The 16,915-nt window shown below is 58.3% G+C and carries 14 protein-coding genes; 3 read left to right on the forward strand and 11 right to left on the reverse strand.

Translation table 11 applies throughout. The annotated features are described in order from the left end of the window. Positions 1-3: 3 nt before the first annotated feature. Positions 4-810 carry a diadenylate cyclase CdaA gene (gene cdaA / locus TAMC210_RS01565; RefSeq protein ID WP_173297053.1) on the reverse strand — a complete coding sequence of 269 codons (807 nt, stop codon included), beginning with the start codon at positions 808-810 and terminating at the stop codon, positions 4-6. Between the two features lie 193 nt (positions 811-1,003). Between cdaA and TAMC210_RS01570 the strand changes: the two genes are divergently transcribed. The 3 genes from TAMC210_RS01570 to TAMC210_RS01580 all read left to right on the forward strand — a co-directional run bounded on the left by TAMC210_RS01570 (position 1,004) and on the right by TAMC210_RS01580 (position 4,163). Further along, positions 1,004-1,735: a DUF881 domain-containing protein gene (locus tag TAMC210_RS01570; RefSeq protein ID WP_173297054.1), complete on the forward strand. Its 732-nt coding sequence runs from the start codon at positions 1,004-1,006 to the stop codon at positions 1,733-1,735. Positions 1,736-1,739: 4 nt separating this feature from the next. Further along, a complete protein-coding gene (locus TAMC210_RS01575) occupies positions 1,740-2,462 on the forward strand; it encodes a DUF881 domain-containing protein (protein ID WP_173297055.1) in 723 nt (240 codons plus the stop codon). A gap of 273 nt (positions 2,463-2,735) precedes the next feature. Beyond that, positions 2,736-4,163 carry a potassium/proton antiporter gene (locus TAMC210_RS01580; protein WP_173297056.1) on the forward strand — a complete coding sequence of 476 codons (1,428 nt, stop codon included), beginning with the start codon at positions 2,736-2,738 and terminating at the stop codon, positions 4,161-4,163. A 66-nt stretch (positions 4,164-4,229) separates the two neighbouring features. On the opposite strand, the gene cimA is transcribed toward TAMC210_RS01580, so the two are convergent. From cimA to ilvE, 10 genes are read right to left on the reverse strand one after another with little or no spacing between them, the layout of a single operon-like run. After that, positions 4,230-5,834 (reverse strand): citramalate synthase, encoded by a 1,605-nt coding sequence (cimA, locus tag TAMC210_RS01585; protein WP_173297057.1) that lies wholly within the window; start codon positions 5,832-5,834, stop codon positions 4,230-4,232. Between the two features lie 3 nt (positions 5,835-5,837). Beyond that, positions 5,838-6,911, reverse strand: coding sequence for a 3-isopropylmalate dehydrogenase (gene leuB, locus TAMC210_RS01590; RefSeq protein ID WP_173297058.1), 1,074 nt, complete (start codon positions 6,909-6,911; stop codon positions 5,838-5,840). After that, a complete protein-coding gene (locus tag TAMC210_RS01595; RefSeq protein ID WP_173297059.1) occupies positions 6,904-7,407 on the reverse strand; it encodes a 3-isopropylmalate dehydratase small subunit in 504 nt (167 codons plus the stop codon). Before TAMC210_RS01595 ends, leuB begins: the two co-directional genes overlap by 8 nt. Before the next feature lie 2 nt (positions 7,408-7,409). After that, positions 7,410-8,672, reverse strand: a complete 1,263-nt coding sequence (leuC, locus tag TAMC210_RS01600; RefSeq protein WP_173297060.1) for a 3-isopropylmalate dehydratase large subunit — start codon at positions 8,670-8,672, stop codon at positions 7,410-7,412. A gap of 6 nt (positions 8,673-8,678) precedes the next feature. Continuing rightward, on the reverse strand, positions 8,679-10,244 hold the full coding sequence (locus TAMC210_RS01605; protein WP_173297061.1) for a 2-isopropylmalate synthase: 1,566 nt from the start codon (positions 10,242-10,244) through the stop codon (positions 8,679-8,681). 21 nt (positions 10,245-10,265) lie between these two features. Further along, on the reverse strand, positions 10,266-11,936 hold the full coding sequence (ilvB, locus tag TAMC210_RS01610; protein WP_173297062.1) for a biosynthetic-type acetolactate synthase large subunit: 1,671 nt from the start codon (positions 11,934-11,936) through the stop codon (positions 10,266-10,268). A 16-nt stretch (positions 11,937-11,952) separates the two neighbouring features. Then, positions 11,953-12,486, reverse strand: a complete 534-nt coding sequence (gene ilvN / locus TAMC210_RS01615) for an acetolactate synthase small subunit (RefSeq protein ID WP_173297063.1) — start codon at positions 12,484-12,486, stop codon at positions 11,953-11,955. Between the two features lie 8 nt (positions 12,487-12,494). Then, a complete protein-coding gene (gene ilvB, locus TAMC210_RS01620) occupies positions 12,495-14,198 on the reverse strand; it encodes a biosynthetic-type acetolactate synthase large subunit (RefSeq protein WP_173297064.1) in 1,704 nt (567 codons plus the stop codon). A 13-nt stretch (positions 14,199-14,211) separates the two neighbouring features. After that, complete coding sequence (gene ilvD / locus TAMC210_RS01625; protein WP_173297065.1) at positions 14,212-15,870, reverse strand: dihydroxy-acid dehydratase; 1,659 nt, start codon at positions 15,868-15,870, stop codon at positions 14,212-14,214. A gap of 2 nt (positions 15,871-15,872) precedes the next feature. Further along, positions 15,873-16,763 (reverse strand): branched-chain-amino-acid transaminase, encoded by an 891-nt coding sequence (gene ilvE, locus TAMC210_RS01630; RefSeq protein WP_173297066.1) that lies wholly within the window; start codon positions 16,761-16,763, stop codon positions 15,873-15,875. Positions 16,764-16,915 lie beyond the last annotated feature (152 nt).

A 16,915-nucleotide genomic window follows, 5' to 3' on the forward strand; every position in this document is an offset into this window, starting at 1 on the left:
AGCCTAAGACCTCCACGGCCAAAAGGAGCTGCCATGATTGGATTGGGGCAAAAGCAAACTCTGCAGGAGTTCGCGAAGATTCTTTTCATCCAGGAAACGGGTCAATTTACCCCCTTCTGCCACGGAAACAGCGCCCGTTTCCTCAGAAACAACGATGACCACCGCATCGGAAATCTCGCTTAAGCCTAAGGCTGCCCGGTGTCGGGTGCCCAACTGCTTGCTCAAGTAGGGGCTGTCGGAGAGGGGCAAGAAGCAACCGGCAGCGACCACCCGGTCACCCCGGATGATGGCTGCACCGTCATGGAAGGGGGTGAGGGGTACAAAGAGGTTGATGAGCAATTCGGCGGATATAACCGCATCCACGCGGATGCCGGTCTCAATGTAGTCGTTAAGGCCCGTCTCCCTCTCCATGACAATGAGGGCACCGGTCTTCCCCTTGGCCAGCACCTGGACCGCCCTTACCACCTCTGTTATGACCCTGGCCATATCCTCGGTCCCCAACAGCGTAAAGGGCCGGGCAAAAAATTTGCCCCGACCGAGCTGCTCCAGGGCGCGCCTCAACTCAGGTTGGAAAACCACCGGCAGGGCTACCACAATCACCAGCCGCAACTGGGTCAAAATCCAGTTAATAACCGTCAGCTGCAGCTTTTCCGCCACCACCGAGGCCACTACCAGCATGGCCAGCCCCTTTAACAGCTGTACCGCCCTGGTACCCCGGATCAGGAGGAGAAAGCGATAGATAACATAAGATACGAGGGCGATATCAACGATCAGGCGCAGGACGTCCACAAAGTTTAGCCGCGAGAGCAAATGGGAAAGGTACCACCCAACACCCGCCAAATTTTCCACCCCGTTATTTACCAGTGCTCTCTTAGTATATGACGGCCAGGTCACTTCATTCGACAGTGACCTTTAAAAACCCTTCTTTTAGTATCTTCCCGTTTTTGCTAGTTGCAGCGCATCCACCTCTAAGCTAGAATAGCTGTAAGGGGAGGCGGTGCCCTTGAGGCGGTTCTATGCTTCGCTAGTCTTCATATGTTTTCTGTCCGGTTTGCTAGTCTCCTGGCAATTTCGTAGCCACATGGCCGGCTCCGCGGAGACCCAAAAGGACACTGGTCTCGTCGATATCATCAAAGCCCTCGATGATGAAAACACTGCCCTACAGAATCAAATCGGCTCCCTGCGCCAGGAGCTAGAGGAGACCCAGGAGCAACATACCAGGTACCAGGGACAGCTCAGAGAGATCCAGGATCAAATCGACGAGTTGAAGGTGCTGGCCGGGCTGGTTCCCCTGGGCGGTCCGGGCATTGTGGTAACCCTGGACGATAATAATGCCGGCGCCCAGCTGGCCAAAACCGGTTCCCCTGCCACTTATAATCCCGAAGATTATATTATTCACGACCGGCATATCCTTTACCTGGTCAACGAATTGAAAGCGGCAGGAGCCGAAGGCATAGCCATCAACGGTGAACGCCTGATCACCGGGTCCCACATCCGGTGTGTAGGCACCGTCATCCTGGTCAATTCAACCCGCCTGGCTCCCCCCTACGAAATCCAGGCGGTGGGAAACCCGGACCGGTTGGAAGCCGCCGCTTTGAGGGCTCCGGAGTTTGTCGACCTCAAAAACCGGGACTTTCCTGTCAAGGTGGTCAAAGTCGAGCACCTCGTCCTACCGGCTTATAAAGGTGGCCTCCCTTCCGACCACATGCGTCCGGTGACGGCAGGAGTGAATTAGAGATATGTCGAACCGCAAGGGTTGGTGGCAGATCTGCCTGGCTGTGGTCCTGCTGGTTCTCGGAGTCCTCTTATCGCTGCAGTTCCGCACCCAGCGCCTGCTGGCCAGCTCCCTGGAGTTCCAAAAAACTGAAGATTTGGTGGCCATGTGGAAGAAGTTGAGCGCCAAGCGCCTTGAGCTCCAGGAAGAAGTAGGCCAGCTGGAAGAGCAGTTGCAGGCCTTGAGCACCGGATACGGACAGAGCGATGAGGCTCAGGCTGCCCTTACCAAAGAGCTTGTACGCATAAAAAACCACCTCGGCCTTACCCCGGTGAAGGGACCGGGTATCACGGTTACCTTTACCGGCGATGCGCCCCTCCTGGCCCAGGATCTGGTCGATGTGGTCAATGAACTCTGGGTATCCGGGGCCGAAGCCGTGGCCATAAACGAACACCGGATTACCGCCTCTACTTTTATCGGCGACAAGGAGGAAGGCCGCAACCTGTACCTCACGGTAAACGGCCAGAAATTGCTGTATCCCATTGTCGTTAAAGCTATTGGCGACCCCCAGACTCTGGAAAAAGGGCTGACCTTTACCGGCGGCCTGCTCGATAACTTAAGCACCCTCTTCAATATCCGCCCGGACATCAAAAGGCATGAAGAGCTCCAGCTGCCGGCTTCCGTGCCTTCAGGCTTCAAATATGCCCGCCCGGTTAAAGAGGAACCCAAGGAGGCCACCGGCAAGTAGACGCCCCGCCAGAAACTACCGGCAAAGGCCCACCCTCTCCTTCCCTTCCCATAAGCCGCCGTCAAGGGCTTGGGCTTACAAAGGAGTTGATAACCCTCGCCCTAATCAATTATAATAAAGATGAGCGGCTTTGTCTTATTAGTCCCGCCCCTCGCTCTAGGCAATACACTCCCCCTGGTGCGACAATTCCAAAGGCCCCTAGTTCAAGTAGACCCTTACTTGCTTAAGGAACCGTTGCCCGAAATTCCGCCACAGAGGGGGACCAAAAAATAGATGATCCTGCTACTGTCCATTTTGCTGCTTCTGGCGACTTTTTCGACCAAACTCACCCTGCGCGTCGGCGTTCCCGGACTGGTGATTTTTTTGGGTTTGGGAATGCTTTTCGGGAGCGACGGCCTTAACTTAATATACTTCGATGACCCTCTACTGGCCCAGCGAATAGCCAATATAGCCCTCATCATCATACTTTTTGAAGGCGGCTTTGCCACCAAGAAGGAGGTATTGCAATCAGCCTTTGCGCCCTCCTTTGCCCTGGCGACGGTGGGTGTCCTCTTTACCGCTGTAGCCCTAGGGCTGGCCACCCACTACATCGTCGGTCTCAGCCTGGAAGCCTCCTTCCTGGTCGGCGCCATCGTCTCCTCTACCGATGCGGCAGCAGTATTTTCCATTTTCCGTAATAAAAGCATCCGGCCTAAGTTGGCCACCACCCTGGAAGCCGAGTCGGCCTCCAATGATCCCATGGCCATTATCCTGACCATATCTATGCTCGACTATATCCAGAATGCTGATTTCCAAGTGTTTGCCTTTATCGCCCACTTAATCTGGCAGATCGTTGGTGGCCTGGGTATGGGCTACCTCTTTGGTAGGCTAGGACCCCACCTCTTCAACCGGGCACGCTTGGAATCTGGCGGATTTTACTACGTTCTCGTGTTAGGGTTCTGCTACTTAAGTTTCGGAGTAGCCGAGGCCATCGGAGCCAACGGCTTCCTCGCCGTATTCATAGCCGGTTACTTGCTGGGGAACAGTGAATTCGTCTACAAGCAGGGAATAGCCCGCTTCCTGGAAGGTACCTCCACTTTCAGCAACATCATCCTCTTTTTAATGCTGGGGCTGCTGGTCTTTCCTTCGGAACTTCCAGCCTTTACCAAGGAAGGGATGCTTATTGCTCTGCTGCTAATGCTGGTGGCGCGACCGGCGGCGGTCTTCTTAACGACCCTCTTCTGGGATTACAGCCTCAAGGAAAAGATATTTCTCTGTTGGGGGGGTATAAGGGGCGTTGTCCCCATTGTGCTGGCCACTTACCCCGCCGTGGCAGGAGTTGACCATAGCAACTACTTCTTTAACATCGTGTTCTTCGTCGTTTTGGTATCGGCCTTAATACAGGGATCGACCCTCGACCTTTTAGCCCACAGGCTCGACTTATTGGTCGGAACCAAAAAGACCCCTCCCCATTCCCTGGAGTTAATCTCCACGGAAACTACCAAATGCGAGCTGTTGGAGTTTGAAGTGGAAAAGGGGTCTTCTTTGGTCGGCAAGCGTTTGGAGTATATTCCTCTGCCCAAGACCACCCTGGTAACCGCCATTGTAAGACATGACGATATAGTAACCCCCCGGGGTGATACGGAGATCCAGGAGGGCGATATTTTATTCATCCTGACCCACTACGACGATAAAGAGCGCCTCCTGGCCGTCCTGGAGTAGTCCCGCCTCTGTACGGGACGGGCCAGGCCAGGAGGTTATAAAACCCCCGGGCGAAGCCCTTAAGTCTTAAGAAGTTCCTCCGGCAGCGCCCACGGCACCTCCCGCCTCTTCCTCCTGCTGCTTTAAGAGGGCGTACTCCATGCTGTCCAGTAATGCTTCCCAGCTGGCCTCGATAATATTGGTAGAGACACCCACCGTATTCCAAACGCTCTCCCCGTCGCGGGACTCGATGAGCACCCGCACTTTGGCGCTGGTTGCCTCCTTTTCATCGAGAACCCGCACCTTATAGTCCGTGAGGCGCATACGGCGGATGGCGGGGAAGCATTCTTCCAGGGCCTTGCGCAGGGCATTGTCCAGGGCATTGACCGGGCCGTTGCCTTCCGAAGCCGTATGGATAGTCCGATCTCCCACCCGAAGTTTTATGATGGCTTCGGCAACGGCGTCCTGGTCGGCCTCCTTTTCCACGAATATGCGGAAATATTCCACCTGGAAGGGTTCCCGGTACTCTCCCCCGGCTTTCCGCACCAGGAGTTCCAGAGACGCCTCGGCGCCCTCGAACTGGTAACCCTGTCTTTCCAATTCCTTAATGCATTCCACCACACCGCTGGTCTGGCGCCCGTTTAGATGCACTCCTAATTCCGAGGCGAAGTAGCGGAGGTTGCTGACCCCTGCCAGCTCCGACACCAGGACGCGCCGCCGGTTGCCCACCTTCTCGGGGGGAATATGTTCGTAAGTCGAGGCGTCCTTCATGACTGCACTTACGTGGATGCCGCCCTTATGGGCGAAGGCACTGTGGCCCACAAAGGGCTGGTTATTGGGCAAGACCATATTGGCGACCTCGCTCACATAGCGCGACACCTCGGTCAGCTCCCGCAGCCTTCCCGGCGGCAGGCACCGGTAACCCAGTTTCAGCTCCAGGTTGGGGATAACCGAACACAAATTGGCGTTACCGCAGCGCTCCCCCAGGCCGTTGATAGTTCCCTGTACCTGGCGGCAACCGGCCACCACGCCGGCCAGGGTATTGGCCACGGCCAGTTCCCCGTCGTTGTGGGTATGGATACCCAGGGGGGCATTGATATACCGGCTTACCTCCTTGACCGCCTCTTCGATTTCGCCCGGCAGGCAACCGCCGTTGGTATCGCAGAGGACGATCCACGCGGCCCCGGCTCCGGCCGCGGCCTTAAGGCATTCCAGGGCGTAAGCGGGGTTGGCCTTGTAGCCGTCAAAAAAGTGTTCGGCGTCGTAGACCACTTCCAGGCCCTTGGCCACCAGGAAACCCACCGTTTCCCGAATCATGGCCAGGTTTTCCGCCAGGCTGGTGCCCAGGGCCTGGGTAACGTGGAGGTCCCAGGTCTTCCCGAAAATGGTGGCCACCTGGACGCCGGACTGCAGGATGGCCAGGAGATTTTCATCCTCTTCTACTCGGCCACCAGGTTTGCGCGTGCGGCCAAAGGCCGCAAGTTTGGCGTGGTGCCAGTTCCTGTTCCTGGCCCGCAAGAAAAATTCCATATCCTTGGGGTTGGCCGCCGGCCATCCCCCTTCGATATAGTCGATGCCAAAGAGGTCCAGCCGGCCGGCAATCTTCAGTTTATCTTCCACCGAGAGGCTGACGCCTTCTCCCTGACTACCGTCCCGCAAGGTAGTATCGTAAAGATAGACCTTCTGGGTCATACTTTATCCCTCTTCCACTTCCTGCCGTACTAAGGTTCCCATTTCTTCTGTATTAACCAGGGTTTTACCCTCGCTCATAATGTCCGCGGTCCGGAAGCCCTTATCCAGCACCCGGCCCACTGCAGCTTCCACCTCCCGGGCCGCTTCTTCCAGCTTAAAGGATACCCGCAACATGAGGGCGGCAGAAAGGATGGTGGCTAGGGGATTGGCCTTCTTTTGCCCTGCAATATCCGGGGCAGAGCCGTGGGCCGGTTCGTAGAGGGCTACCTTCCCCCCGATGCTCGCCGAGGCCAGCATGCCGATGGAGCCGGTCAGCACTGAGGACAGGTCGCTTAAGATATCACCAAAGGTATTTTCCATAACCAGGACGTCGAACTGCCGGGGCCACCGTACCAGCTGCATGGCGCAGTTGTCCACGTACATATGGGTTAATTCTACGTCCGGGTATTCCCGGGCCAGCCGTTCGGCCGTCTCCCGCCAAAGGCGAGAAGTAATGAGCACGTTGGCCTTGTCCACAGAAGTCAATTTCTTACGCCTCTGTCTGGCCAGCTCAAAGCCCAGCCGGAGGATGCGCTCGATCTCTTCCGTATTATAAATAAGGGTATCCCACGCAACCTCTCCGCTGGGAGTACGTTCCCTCTTTTTCTCGCCAAAATAAAGCCCGCCGGTAAGCTCCCTCACTACCAGGAGGTCGGTGCCCTCTACAATCTCCCTCCTAAGGGGCGAAGCCTCGGCCAGAGCCGGGAAAAGATAAGCCGGTCTCAGGTTCGCATACAACCCCAGTCCTTTACGTAAGGCCAGCAGGGCCGCCGTTTCCGGCCGCTCCGCCGGGGGTAGGTTATCCCACCGGGGGCCTCCTACCGCCCCTAGGAGGACGGCGTCACTTTCCCTGCACAGTTGCAGGGTTTCCGCCGGCAAGGCAGTTCCGGTGGCATCGATGGCGGCGCCGCCCACCAGCCCCTCGCGGAAATCAAAATCTACGCCATACTTTTTCCCCACGGCCTTCAGGACCTTTACCGCTTCCGGGACGATTTCCGGCCCTATCCCGTCGCCGGGGAGCACCGCAATCTTAAACACGCTCCTTCACCTTCCTGGCTACATAGGCCATAAGGCCCCCGGCATCCATGAGTTCTTGCATGAAGCTCGGAAGGGGAAGCATGCGGTAAGTCTCGTTCTTAGTCAGGTTGATTATCAAGCCTTTGTCCGGCTCAATAAGGACCTCGTTCCCGCCTTCAATCCCGGCGGCTGCCTCCGGCGCCTCGAAGATGGGGAGTCCGATGTTAATGGCGTTGCGGTAGAAGATACGGGCAAAGGACGAGGCGATAACGGCGGCTACGCCTGCCGCCTTAATGGCAATGGGCGCATGTTCCCTTGAACTACCGCAGCCAAAATTCTTACCGGCCACGATGATGTCGCCGGCCTTAACCCGGCCGGGGAAGCCGGGATCGGCATCCTCCATGCAGTGTCTGGCCAGCTCGAGGGGGTCGCTGGTATTGAGATAGCGGGCCGGTATAATGGCATCGGTATCTATATCGTGGCCGAACTTATGGCATATTCCTCGTATGGGCTGCATGTTTACCGAACCTCCTCAGGCGCCGCAATACGGCCCTTAACGGCGCTGGCAGCCGCCACCGCCGGTCCGGCAAGATACACTTCGCTCTCCGGATGGCCCATGCGGCCGACAAAATTGCGGTTGGTAGTGGCCACCGCCCTCTCACCCCTGGCCAGGATGCCCATGTGACCGCCGAGGCAGGGTCCACAGGTGGGCGTGGAAACGGCCGCTCCGGCTTCGATAAATATGCGAATAAGCCCCTCTTCCAGGGCCTGGGCGTAGATCTTTTGCGTTCCGGGGATGATGATCAGCCGCACCTCGGGGTGTACCCTGCGTCCCTTAAGAATGGTGGCCGCAATCCTCAGGTCCTCCATGCGGCCGTTGGTACACGACCCAATTACCACCTGATCTATGGGAATTTCCCCTACTTCGCTGATGGGCCGGGTGTTCTCCGGGAGGTGGGGGAAGGCCACTTGAGGTTCGATGCGGCTTACATCGTATTCCCGCACCTCGGCATAGCGCGCATCAGGGTCGCTCCGGAAAAGGCGGTAGGGACGCCGGGCCCGTCCCCGGAGGTATTCTTCTGTTTTCTCGTCCACGGGAAAGATACCGTTCTTAGCCCCGGCCTCAATGGCCATGTTGGCCATGGTAAAGCGGCCATCCAGGGACAGCTCTGCGATGGCCTCCCCCGTAAATTCCATGGCCATATATCTGGCACCGTCTACCCCTATGTCGCCGATGGTGTAGAGGATAAGGTCCTTGCCCCCTACCCAGGGCCGCAGCTTCCCGTAATAGCGCAGCAGGATGGTTTCCGGCACCCTAAACCAGCATTCCCCTGTGGCCATGGCCGCGGCCAGATCGGTGGAGCCCACGCCGGTGGCGAAGGCCCCCAGGGCTCCATAGGTACAGGTGTGGGAATCGGCGCCGATGACCAAATCCCCGGGCACCACCAGCCCTTCCTCCGGCAGCAGGCAGTGCTCGATCCCCATGCGCCCGACTTCGTAGTAGTGCTCCAGGCCCTGCTCCCGGGCGAATTCCCGCAGGACTTTAGCCTGCTCGGCCGACTTAATGTCTTTATTGGGGGTAAAATGATCCGGTACCAGCACTACCCTCGCCGGGTCGAAGACCCTCTTTACCCCCAGCTGGCGGAACTCCTTGATGGCCAGGGGAGCGGTAATATCGTTGCCCAGGGCCAGGTCGATGCGAGCGTTAATGAGCTGCCCGGGCTCTACCGCCTCCATCCCCGCATGGGCGGCCAGGATCTTTTCCGTCACCGTCATGCCCAAGGCTGTTTACCTCCCTCCGTTAGTGGCCTCGGAAAGGTACTGCAGGTTCTCTTCCCCTATTTCATACACCAGCTTATTCACGGCATTTATATAGGCCCGGGCGCTGGCCTCCAGGACGTCCGTGCTGATGCCGCGTCCGATGAAGATCCTTCCCTGGTATTCCACCTTCACCGTTACTTCTCCTACCGCATCCTTGCCGCCGGTAACGGCATTTAAGGAATAGGATTTCAAGCACACGGGGATGCGGGTAATTTTATCGATGGCCTTGAAGGCTGCGTCCACCGGGCCTTCCCCGCAGGCCGCTTCCTCCAGGACCCTTCCGTCCACCTTCAACCCGACGGTGGCCGTGGGCACTACCCGCGTACCGGAGGATATATGCAGGTAGTCCAGGATATACTTTTCCGGTATCCGGCGTACCTCGTGTTCTACAATGGCCTCCAGGTCCCGGTCCGAAATTTCCTTCTTGCGGTCGGCCAGCTCTTTGAAGCGCTGGAAGGCCTTATCCAGCTCGGCTTCCGTCAGGGTATAGCCTAGTTCTGCCAGGCGGCTGCGGAGGGCGTGACGCCCGGAATGTTTGCCCAGTACGATGTTGCTCTGGACCAGGCCGATCATGGCCGGGTTCATGATCTCATAAGTAGTCCGCTCCTTTAACACGCCGTCCTGGTGGATCCCCGACTCGTGGGCAAAGGCGTTCTTGCCCACCACGGCCTTATTGTACTGCACGGGCATGCCCGTCAGGCTGCTGACCAGGCGGCTGGTGCGATAGATCTCTTCCGTTACCACCCCAGTACGGCACCCGTAGTAATCGCGGCGGGTAAAGAGAGCCATGACCAATTCCTCCAGGGCCGTGTTGCCCGCCCGCTCGCCGATGCCGTTAACAGTGCACTCTACCTGGTCGGCGCCGTTTTCTATGGCCGCCAGGGAATTGGCTACTGCCATCCCCAGGTCGTTATGGCAGTGGACGCTGATGATGGCCTGTTCGATATTAGGCACCCTTTGGCGTATTTGGGCTATAAGCCGACCGAACTCCGGGGGGGTAGCATAGCCCACGGTATCGGGAATATTGATCACCGTGGCCCCGGCTTCAATAGCCGTCTGCAGGGCCAGGCACAAGAACTCCAGGTCGCTCCGCGAAGCATCCTCCGGAGAGAATTCTACGTCCGGGCAGTGCTCCTTGGCGTAAGCCACCCCCCGCCGGATGGCCTCCAGGACTTCCTCCCGGCTCATGCGGAGCTTATGCTTCATATGGATATCAGAAGTAGCAATAAAGACGTGGAGGCGGGGCCGTGCGGCGTGCTTCACCGCCTCCCAGGCCCGGTCGATGTCCCGCTCGTTAACGCGGGCCAGGGCGGCAATGGCGGGCCCCTCTATCTCCTGGGCAACGGCCTTCACCGCCTCGAAGTCCCCCCGGGAGGCAATGGGGAAACCGGCTTCGATAACATCCACCTTTAACCGGGCCAGTTGCCGGGCGATTTCCAGCTTTTCCTGCACATTGAGGCTCACGCCGGGGGACTGCTCCCCGTCCCGAAGGGTAGTATCGAAGATATAAATGCGTCGGGTTGTTGTTTCCATTTCCGTCTCTCCTCTTGCTCCCTAATCCTCCGGCAAAATCATTTCGTTTAATCCCGCCCCTGCCGGCACCATGGGATACACCATTTCTTCTTCGCTTATAAGACATTCTATGAGGGTGAGGCGCCCGTTCTGCATGGCTTCCTGCAGAACCGGAATAACTTCTTCCTGTTTGGTTATTCTCAGACCTTCTGCGCCGTAGCAGCGGGCCAGGCCAACAAAGTCGGGGTTGCCGCTGAAGCGAACTGCGGTATACTTGCCCTCGTAGTAGAAGTGCTGCAGCTGGCGCACCATGGCCAGGCTTTGGTTGTTGAAAAGCAGGATCTTAATGGGCAGGTTCTGCTCTACCGCAGTGCCCAGTTCAGCCATGCTCATCTGGAAACTCCCATCGCCGGTGATGACCCACACCATAGTGTCCGGCCGGGCCAGTTGGGCCCCTATGGCCGCCGGGAAGCCATAGCCCATGGTCCCCAGGCCGCAGGACGAAATGAAGGTACGCGGCTTGGTAAAGCCGTAAAAGAGGGCGGCCCACATCTGGTGCTGGCCCACATCGGTGGTGATGATGGCCTTGCCCCGGGTCATCTCCCCTAATCGCTGTATAACCCACTGGGGACGCACATCTCCCCCGCGGCCGTATGTTAAGGGGTATTCCTCCCGTAGCTCCTGCAGGCGCTTTAACCAGGCCCCCCGCTTGCCTGGCTGCACCAGGGGCAAGAGGTCCTCCAGGACGGTTCGGGCATCCCCCACCAGGGGTAAGTCCACGCGGACGTTCTTGCCGATTTCTGCGGGGTCGATATCCACATGGGCTATCTTGGCCTGGGGAGCGAATTTGTCCAGGGCACCGGTCACCCGATCGTCAAAACGCACCCCGAGGCCGAAAAGGACGTCGCACTCCATAAAGGCGTGGTTGGCGTAAGGTTTACCGTGCAGGCCCACCATGCCCAAGGACAGGGGATGATCCTCCGGGAAGGCTCCTAAGCCGGCAAGGGTGGTGGCCACCGGCGCCTGCAGGGTTTCCGCCAGCCGGAGCAAGAGTTCTTCGGCCCCCGAAGCCACCACTCCCCCTCCCACGAAGATTAACGGCCGCTCGGCTTCCGATAGCATCTTGGCCAAGGCCCTTATCTGCCCGGCATGCCCTTTGTAGGTGGGCTTGTAGCCCCGGATGTCCACCTTATCCGGGATGGGGGCCTCGCAAGGCGCCTGGGCCACATCCCGCGGGAGATCGATCAGCACCGGCCCCGGCCGGCCCGTACGGGCGATATGAAAGGCCTCTTTAACTATGCGGGGGAGCTCCGCCACATCTTTTACCAGGTAGTTGTGCTTGGTGATGGGCATGGTAATCCCCGTAACGTCCACTTCCTGGAAGGCATCGGTCCCCACCATGGAGGTAGGTACCTGGCCGGTAAAAATTACCACGGCCACCGAATCCATGTACGCCGTAGCGATGCCCGTCACCAGATTGGTGGCCCCGGGCCCCGAGGTGGCGAAACATACCCCTACCCTGCCGCTGGTCCGGGCATAACCGCTGGCCGCATGTACGGCATTTTGCTCGTGGCGCACCAGGACGTGTTTAATAGGGCTGTCGGCCAGGGCATGGTACAAAGGCAGCACTGCGCCTCCGGGGTAGCCGAAGACAAGGTCTACTTCTTCTTCTAATAAAGCTTCGATGACCGCCTGGGCACCCGTTCGCCTCAAGCCTTCTCCCCCCTCTTTAACCCGTCTGGCTGACGTTTTCCTGCTCGCCCAGATCGGCCTCCAGGACCTTGCCCCTGGATCCCCTCACCAGGGCGATCTTGCCCGTCCGGGCCAATTCCCGGATACCGAAGGGCCGCAGGGCGGCCTCGATGGCGTTGATCTTGTCCTCGTCGCCCGTGGCCTCAACAATCAGGGAATCCCGCGCGATATCCACGATCCTGGCCCGGAAAACCTCCACAATCTGCATGATTTCTCCCCGCACGTGGGGCTCGGCATTTACCTTGATCAGGATGAGCTCCCGGCCCACATGGGGATCCTGGGTGATGTCGCTCAACTTGATGACATCGATGAGCTTATGGAGCTGCTTGCACACCTGCTCTATGGTATGGTCGTCGCCCTCCACCACAATGGTCATCCGCGAGATGGCGGGGTTCTCCGTGGGGCCGACGGCCAGGCTCTCGATATTATACCCGCGGCGGGCAAAGAGGCCCGCCACTCTGGTCAACACCCCCGGCTTATTTTCCACCAGAACGGCTAAGGTGTGCTTCATGGCTATTTCTACCCCCCTACAATCATTTCCCGGAGATGGGCACCCGGCGGCACCATGGGAAGGACGTTCTCCTCCCGGTCTACCTTTACATCCACCAGGAAGGGCCCTTCGTGCTCCAGAGCCCTTTCCAGAGCCCCGGTCAGCTGGGAAGCCTCGGTTACCCGCAGGGCCGGGATCCCGTAAGCCCCGGCCAGCTTAACGAAATCGGGGTTGCCCGCCGCCAAGTCGGAATAAGAATAACGCCCGTCGAAGAAAAACTCCTGCCACTGGCGTACCATGCCCAGGTAACCGTTATCCAGTAGTATGATCTTTACCGGTAGCCGGTAAAAGCTTATGGTAGCCAGCTCCTGGGAGTTCATCTGGAAGCTACCGTCACCGGTAATGGCTATTACCGTAGCCTCCGGCCGGGCCAGCTGGGCTCCCATGGCCGCCGGCACGCCGAACCCCATGGCCCCCAGGCCGCCGGACGAAATGAAGCTGCGCGGCCGTTTTACCCGGTAATACTGGACCGCCCACATCTGGTGCTGCCCTACATCCGTGCTCACGATGGCCTCGCCCCCGGTAAGGCGGTGAAGCTCTTCAATAACCAACTGGGGTTTTAGGCCGCAGTCCCGGTCGTATTGTAAAGGGTGTTCCTCCTGCCACGCCCTGATCCGGTTCCTCCATTCGGGGCGAAGGGCAGGCCGGGGCAAGTTATCCACCAGGGCCTTGAGGGCCAGACGGGCATCGCCCACAATGGGAATATGAGCGGGAACGTTCTTGCCGATCTCCGCAGCATCGATGTCTATATGAATTATCCTGGCCTTGGGGGCAAATTTATCCAATCTTCCGGTGACCCGGTCATCGAAGCGCACACCGATACCGATTAAGAGGTCACATTCGCCCACCGCATAATTAGCGGCCACGGTACCGTGCATGCCCACCATGCCCACGAAAAGGGGATGGTCTTCGGGGAAAGCCCCCTTGCCCATCATGGTGATGATAACCGGGATATCCTGCTTTTCGGCCAGGATTTTTAATTCTTCATGGGCGCCGGAAGTAATCACCCCGCCCCCGGCGAAGAGGAGGGGCCGCTCCGCCCGGGCAATGGCCCGGGCCGCCTGGAGGATCTGCAGGGGGTGGGGTTCGCGACAAACCCTGTAGCCCCGGAGATTTAAGGGGGGTGGATACTTATCCACTACAGTAGTCTGGGTGGTAACATCCTTGGGTATATCTACAACCACCGGTCCCGGCCGGCCGGTGGTAGCTATATAAAAGGCTTCATGCATGACCCCGGCCAGTTCCCTTACATCCCTGACCAGGAAATTATGCTTAGTAATGGGCATAGTTATGCCGGTGATGTCGGCCTCCTGGAAGGAATCGCGCCCGATCATCCCCACGCCCACCTGGCCGGTAAGGACCACAAGGGGAACAGAATCCATGAAGGCATTGGTAATCCCGGTGATGAGGTTGGTGGCACCCGGTCCGGAAGTGGCAATGCAGACCCCGGGCTTTCCGCTAACCCGGGCATACCCGTCTGCCGCGTGGACGGCGCCCTGTTCATGGCGGGTTAAGATATGGCGGATATTAGACCTATAGAGTTCGTCATACAGGGGCAGTACTGCTCCTCCGGGATACCCGAATACAGTATCCACGCCTTCCTCTTGCAAGGCCTTGATGATAATCTGGGAACCCGTCAGTTTGCTTTTCGCACCGCAATCCCCAACTGCCATACACCTCCGATCCTTATTCCAGCACGGCTCCCCGGGCACCGGAAGTAACGTGCCGGGCATAGCGTGCAAGATAACCTGTGCTAATCTTGGGCGCCGGCGCCTGCCATTCTGCCCGGCGCCGGGCCAGTTCCCCTTCTTCTACCAGCAACTCCAACTTGCGCGCCGGGATGTCGATGGCGATGAGATCGCCTTCCTTAACCAGGGCCAGGGGCCCTCCGGCCGCTGCTTCAGGGGATACGTGGCCGATGGAGGCTCCCCGGCTGGCACCCGAAAAACGGCCGTCGGTAATGAGAGCCACCGAGGCATCCAGCCCCATCCCGGCCAGCGCCGAGGTGGGACTCAACATCTCCTGCATGCCCGGGCCGCCCTTGGGGCCTTCGTAACGGATGACAACTACATCCCCGGGGCGAATCCTTCCCTCGATGATGGCTTGAAAAGCCTCTTCTTCGCTCTCAAAGACCCGGGCCGGCCCCTTGTGCACCAGCATCTCGGGCAGCACCGCACCCTTTTTAACCACTGCCCCCTCGGGAGCCAGGTTGCCGTACAGGATGGCCAGCCCTCCATCGGGGCTGTAGGGGTTTTCCAGGGGCCTGATGACTTCTTTATTTAAAATCCCCTTCCCGGCGCAATTATCGGCCACCGTGCGTCCCGTCACCGTAAGGCAGCTGCCGTCTAGCAGCCCCGCGCGGCCGAGTTCGGCCATTACCGCCGGAATCCCCCCGGCCTCGTGGAGATCCTGGATGTGGTGAGGGCCCGCCGGGCTCAACTTACACAACTGTGGTACTTGCCTGCTGAGCTCATCGAAAACCTTGAGGGGCAAATCCACCCCGGCCTCCCGGGCAATGGCCGGCAGGTGGAGGCAGGTGTTGGTAGAACCTCCCAGGGCCATATCCACCGCCACCGCATTGCGGAAGGCGGCTGCAGTCATGATATCCCGGGGCCGGATATTCTTTTCTAACAGGTCCATGATGCGCATACCGGCCTGTTTGGCCAGCCTGAGGCGTGCCGCGCTAACCGCCGGAACGGTGCCCTGGCCCGGCAGGCCCATGCCCAGGGCTTCTGTTAAACAGTTCATGGTATTGGCCGTATACATCCCGGCACAAGAGCCACAACCGGGGCAAACGCAATCCTCAAGTTCCGCCAGCTCATCTTCGGTCATCTTGCCGGCCCGCACCATGCCGACGGCTTCGAAGATATTGCTCAGGGAAACATCGCGTCCCTTATACCGCCCGGCCAGCATGGGCCCGCCGCTTATAAAAATGGAAGGTAGGTTGAGGCGGGCTGCGGCCATGAGCATGCCGGGAACGATCTTGTCGCAGTTGGTAATAAAGATGAGGGCATCAAAGGGATGGGCCATGGCCATGACTTCCACACTGTCGGCAATGAGCTCCCGGCTGGCCAGGGAGTATTTCATGCCGGTATGGTTCATGGCAATACCATCGCATACCCCTATGGTAGAAAATTCTAGCGGGGTACCCCCCGCCATCCTCACTCCGGCTTTAACGGCCTCCGCCACGGTGCGGAGGTGGACATGGCCCGGGGCTAGTTCATTAAAGGAATTAACAATGCCGATGATAGGCCGGGCTACTTCCTCATCGGTAAGGCCCATAGCTTTAAATAAAGACCGGTGGGGTGCCCGGGCCAGGCCGGCCTTCATCAAATCGCTCCGCATCCTTAACGCCTCTTTTCCGTAAAGATCTCCGCGCCTTCGTTCATGGTAAGCTCCCGGAAGCTGTTGATGAGCTTGCGGGTAATGGGGCCCGGTCGGCCGTCCCCTATGGGCCGGTTATCCAGCTTAACTACAGGAATAACCTCCGCCGCCGTGCCGGTCAGGAAGCACTCATCCGCCGTATAAATATCGTGGCGGGTGAATACCCTCTCTTCGGCCGGAATGCCCAAGGTCCGGGCTAATTCCATCACCGTATTCCTTGTAATGCCCTCCAGGAGCCCGATGTAGGCAGGAGGGGTATACAAATGACCGTCCTTCACGATAAAAATGTTGTCCCCCGTGGCCTCCGCCACATAGCCTTCTCTGTTGAGGAGCAGCCCCTCCGGCGCGCCGGCCCGGGTGGCTTCTATCTTGGCCAGGATGTTGTTGAGATAATTGAGGGACTTGATACGGGGATCTAAGGCGTCGGGAATATTCCGCCGCGTAGCCACCGTCACCAGTTCCAGCCCCCGCTCGTATAATTCCGCGGGATAAAGCTGGATACCGGAGGCGATACAGAAGACCAAGGGCTTAGGGCATTTGCGGGGATCCAGCCCCAGATCTCCACGGCCGCGGGTGACTACCAGGCGAATGTAGGCATCGTGCAAGTTGTTCCGCCGGCAGGTTTCCAATACAACGTCCATCATCTCTTCCCGGGTAAGGCCGGGTTCCAAAGCAATATGCCGGGCGGATTCAAAAAGCCGGATAATATGCTCCTTTAATTTAAAAACCCGGCCATTATACGCCCGGATGCCTTCAAAGACCCCGTCGCCGTAGAGTAAACCGTGATCGAAAACGGATACCTTAGCCTCTTCTTCGTCTACAAAGCGACCATCTAGGTATATAATTAATCCCACTTTATTCTCCCCTCCTACCGTCTAAACCCTTTCTCCCGGCCGCTCTTGGAGGCGCGAAATATGTTTACGTTTCAGTATAAAGAACCTGTTAAAGAGAGTCAAGAATTTTTACAGTTGGTGTGATCCGTCTGTGATATTGTCAGGGTGAAATC

The sequence above is a fragment of the Thermanaeromonas sp. C210 genome, assembly GCF_013167955.1.
Taxonomy (GTDB): Bacteria; Bacillota; DSM-521; order Neomoorellales; family Neomoorellaceae; genus UBA12545.

Coding starts and splice junctions, on each gene's coding strand:
- ilvN (WP_173297063.1), bottom strand. CDS start 12,486: ATGAAGCACACCTTAGCCGTTCTGGTGGAAAATAAGCCGGGGGTGTTG.
- TAMC210_RS01595 (WP_173297059.1), bottom strand. CDS start 7,407: ATGCAGCCCATACGAGGAATATGCCATAAGTTCGGCCACGATATAGAT.
- TAMC210_RS01580 (WP_173297056.1), top strand. CDS start 2,736: ATGATCCTGCTACTGTCCATTTTGCTGCTTCTGGCGACTTTTTCGACC.
- TAMC210_RS01605 (WP_173297061.1), bottom strand. CDS start 10,244: ATGGAAACAACAACCCGACGCATTTATATCTTCGATACTACCCTTCGG.
- ilvD (WP_173297065.1), bottom strand. CDS start 15,870: ATGCGGAGCGATTTGATGAAGGCCGGCCTGGCCCGGGCACCCCACCGG.
- ilvB (WP_173297064.1), bottom strand. CDS start 14,198: ATGGCAGTTGGGGATTGCGGTGCGAAAAGCAAACTGACGGGTTCCCAG.
- TAMC210_RS01575 (WP_173297055.1), top strand. CDS start 1,740: ATGTCGAACCGCAAGGGTTGGTGGCAGATCTGCCTGGCTGTGGTCCTG.
- cimA (WP_173297057.1), bottom strand. CDS start 5,834: ATGACCCAGAAGGTCTATCTTTACGATACTACCTTGCGGGACGGTAGT.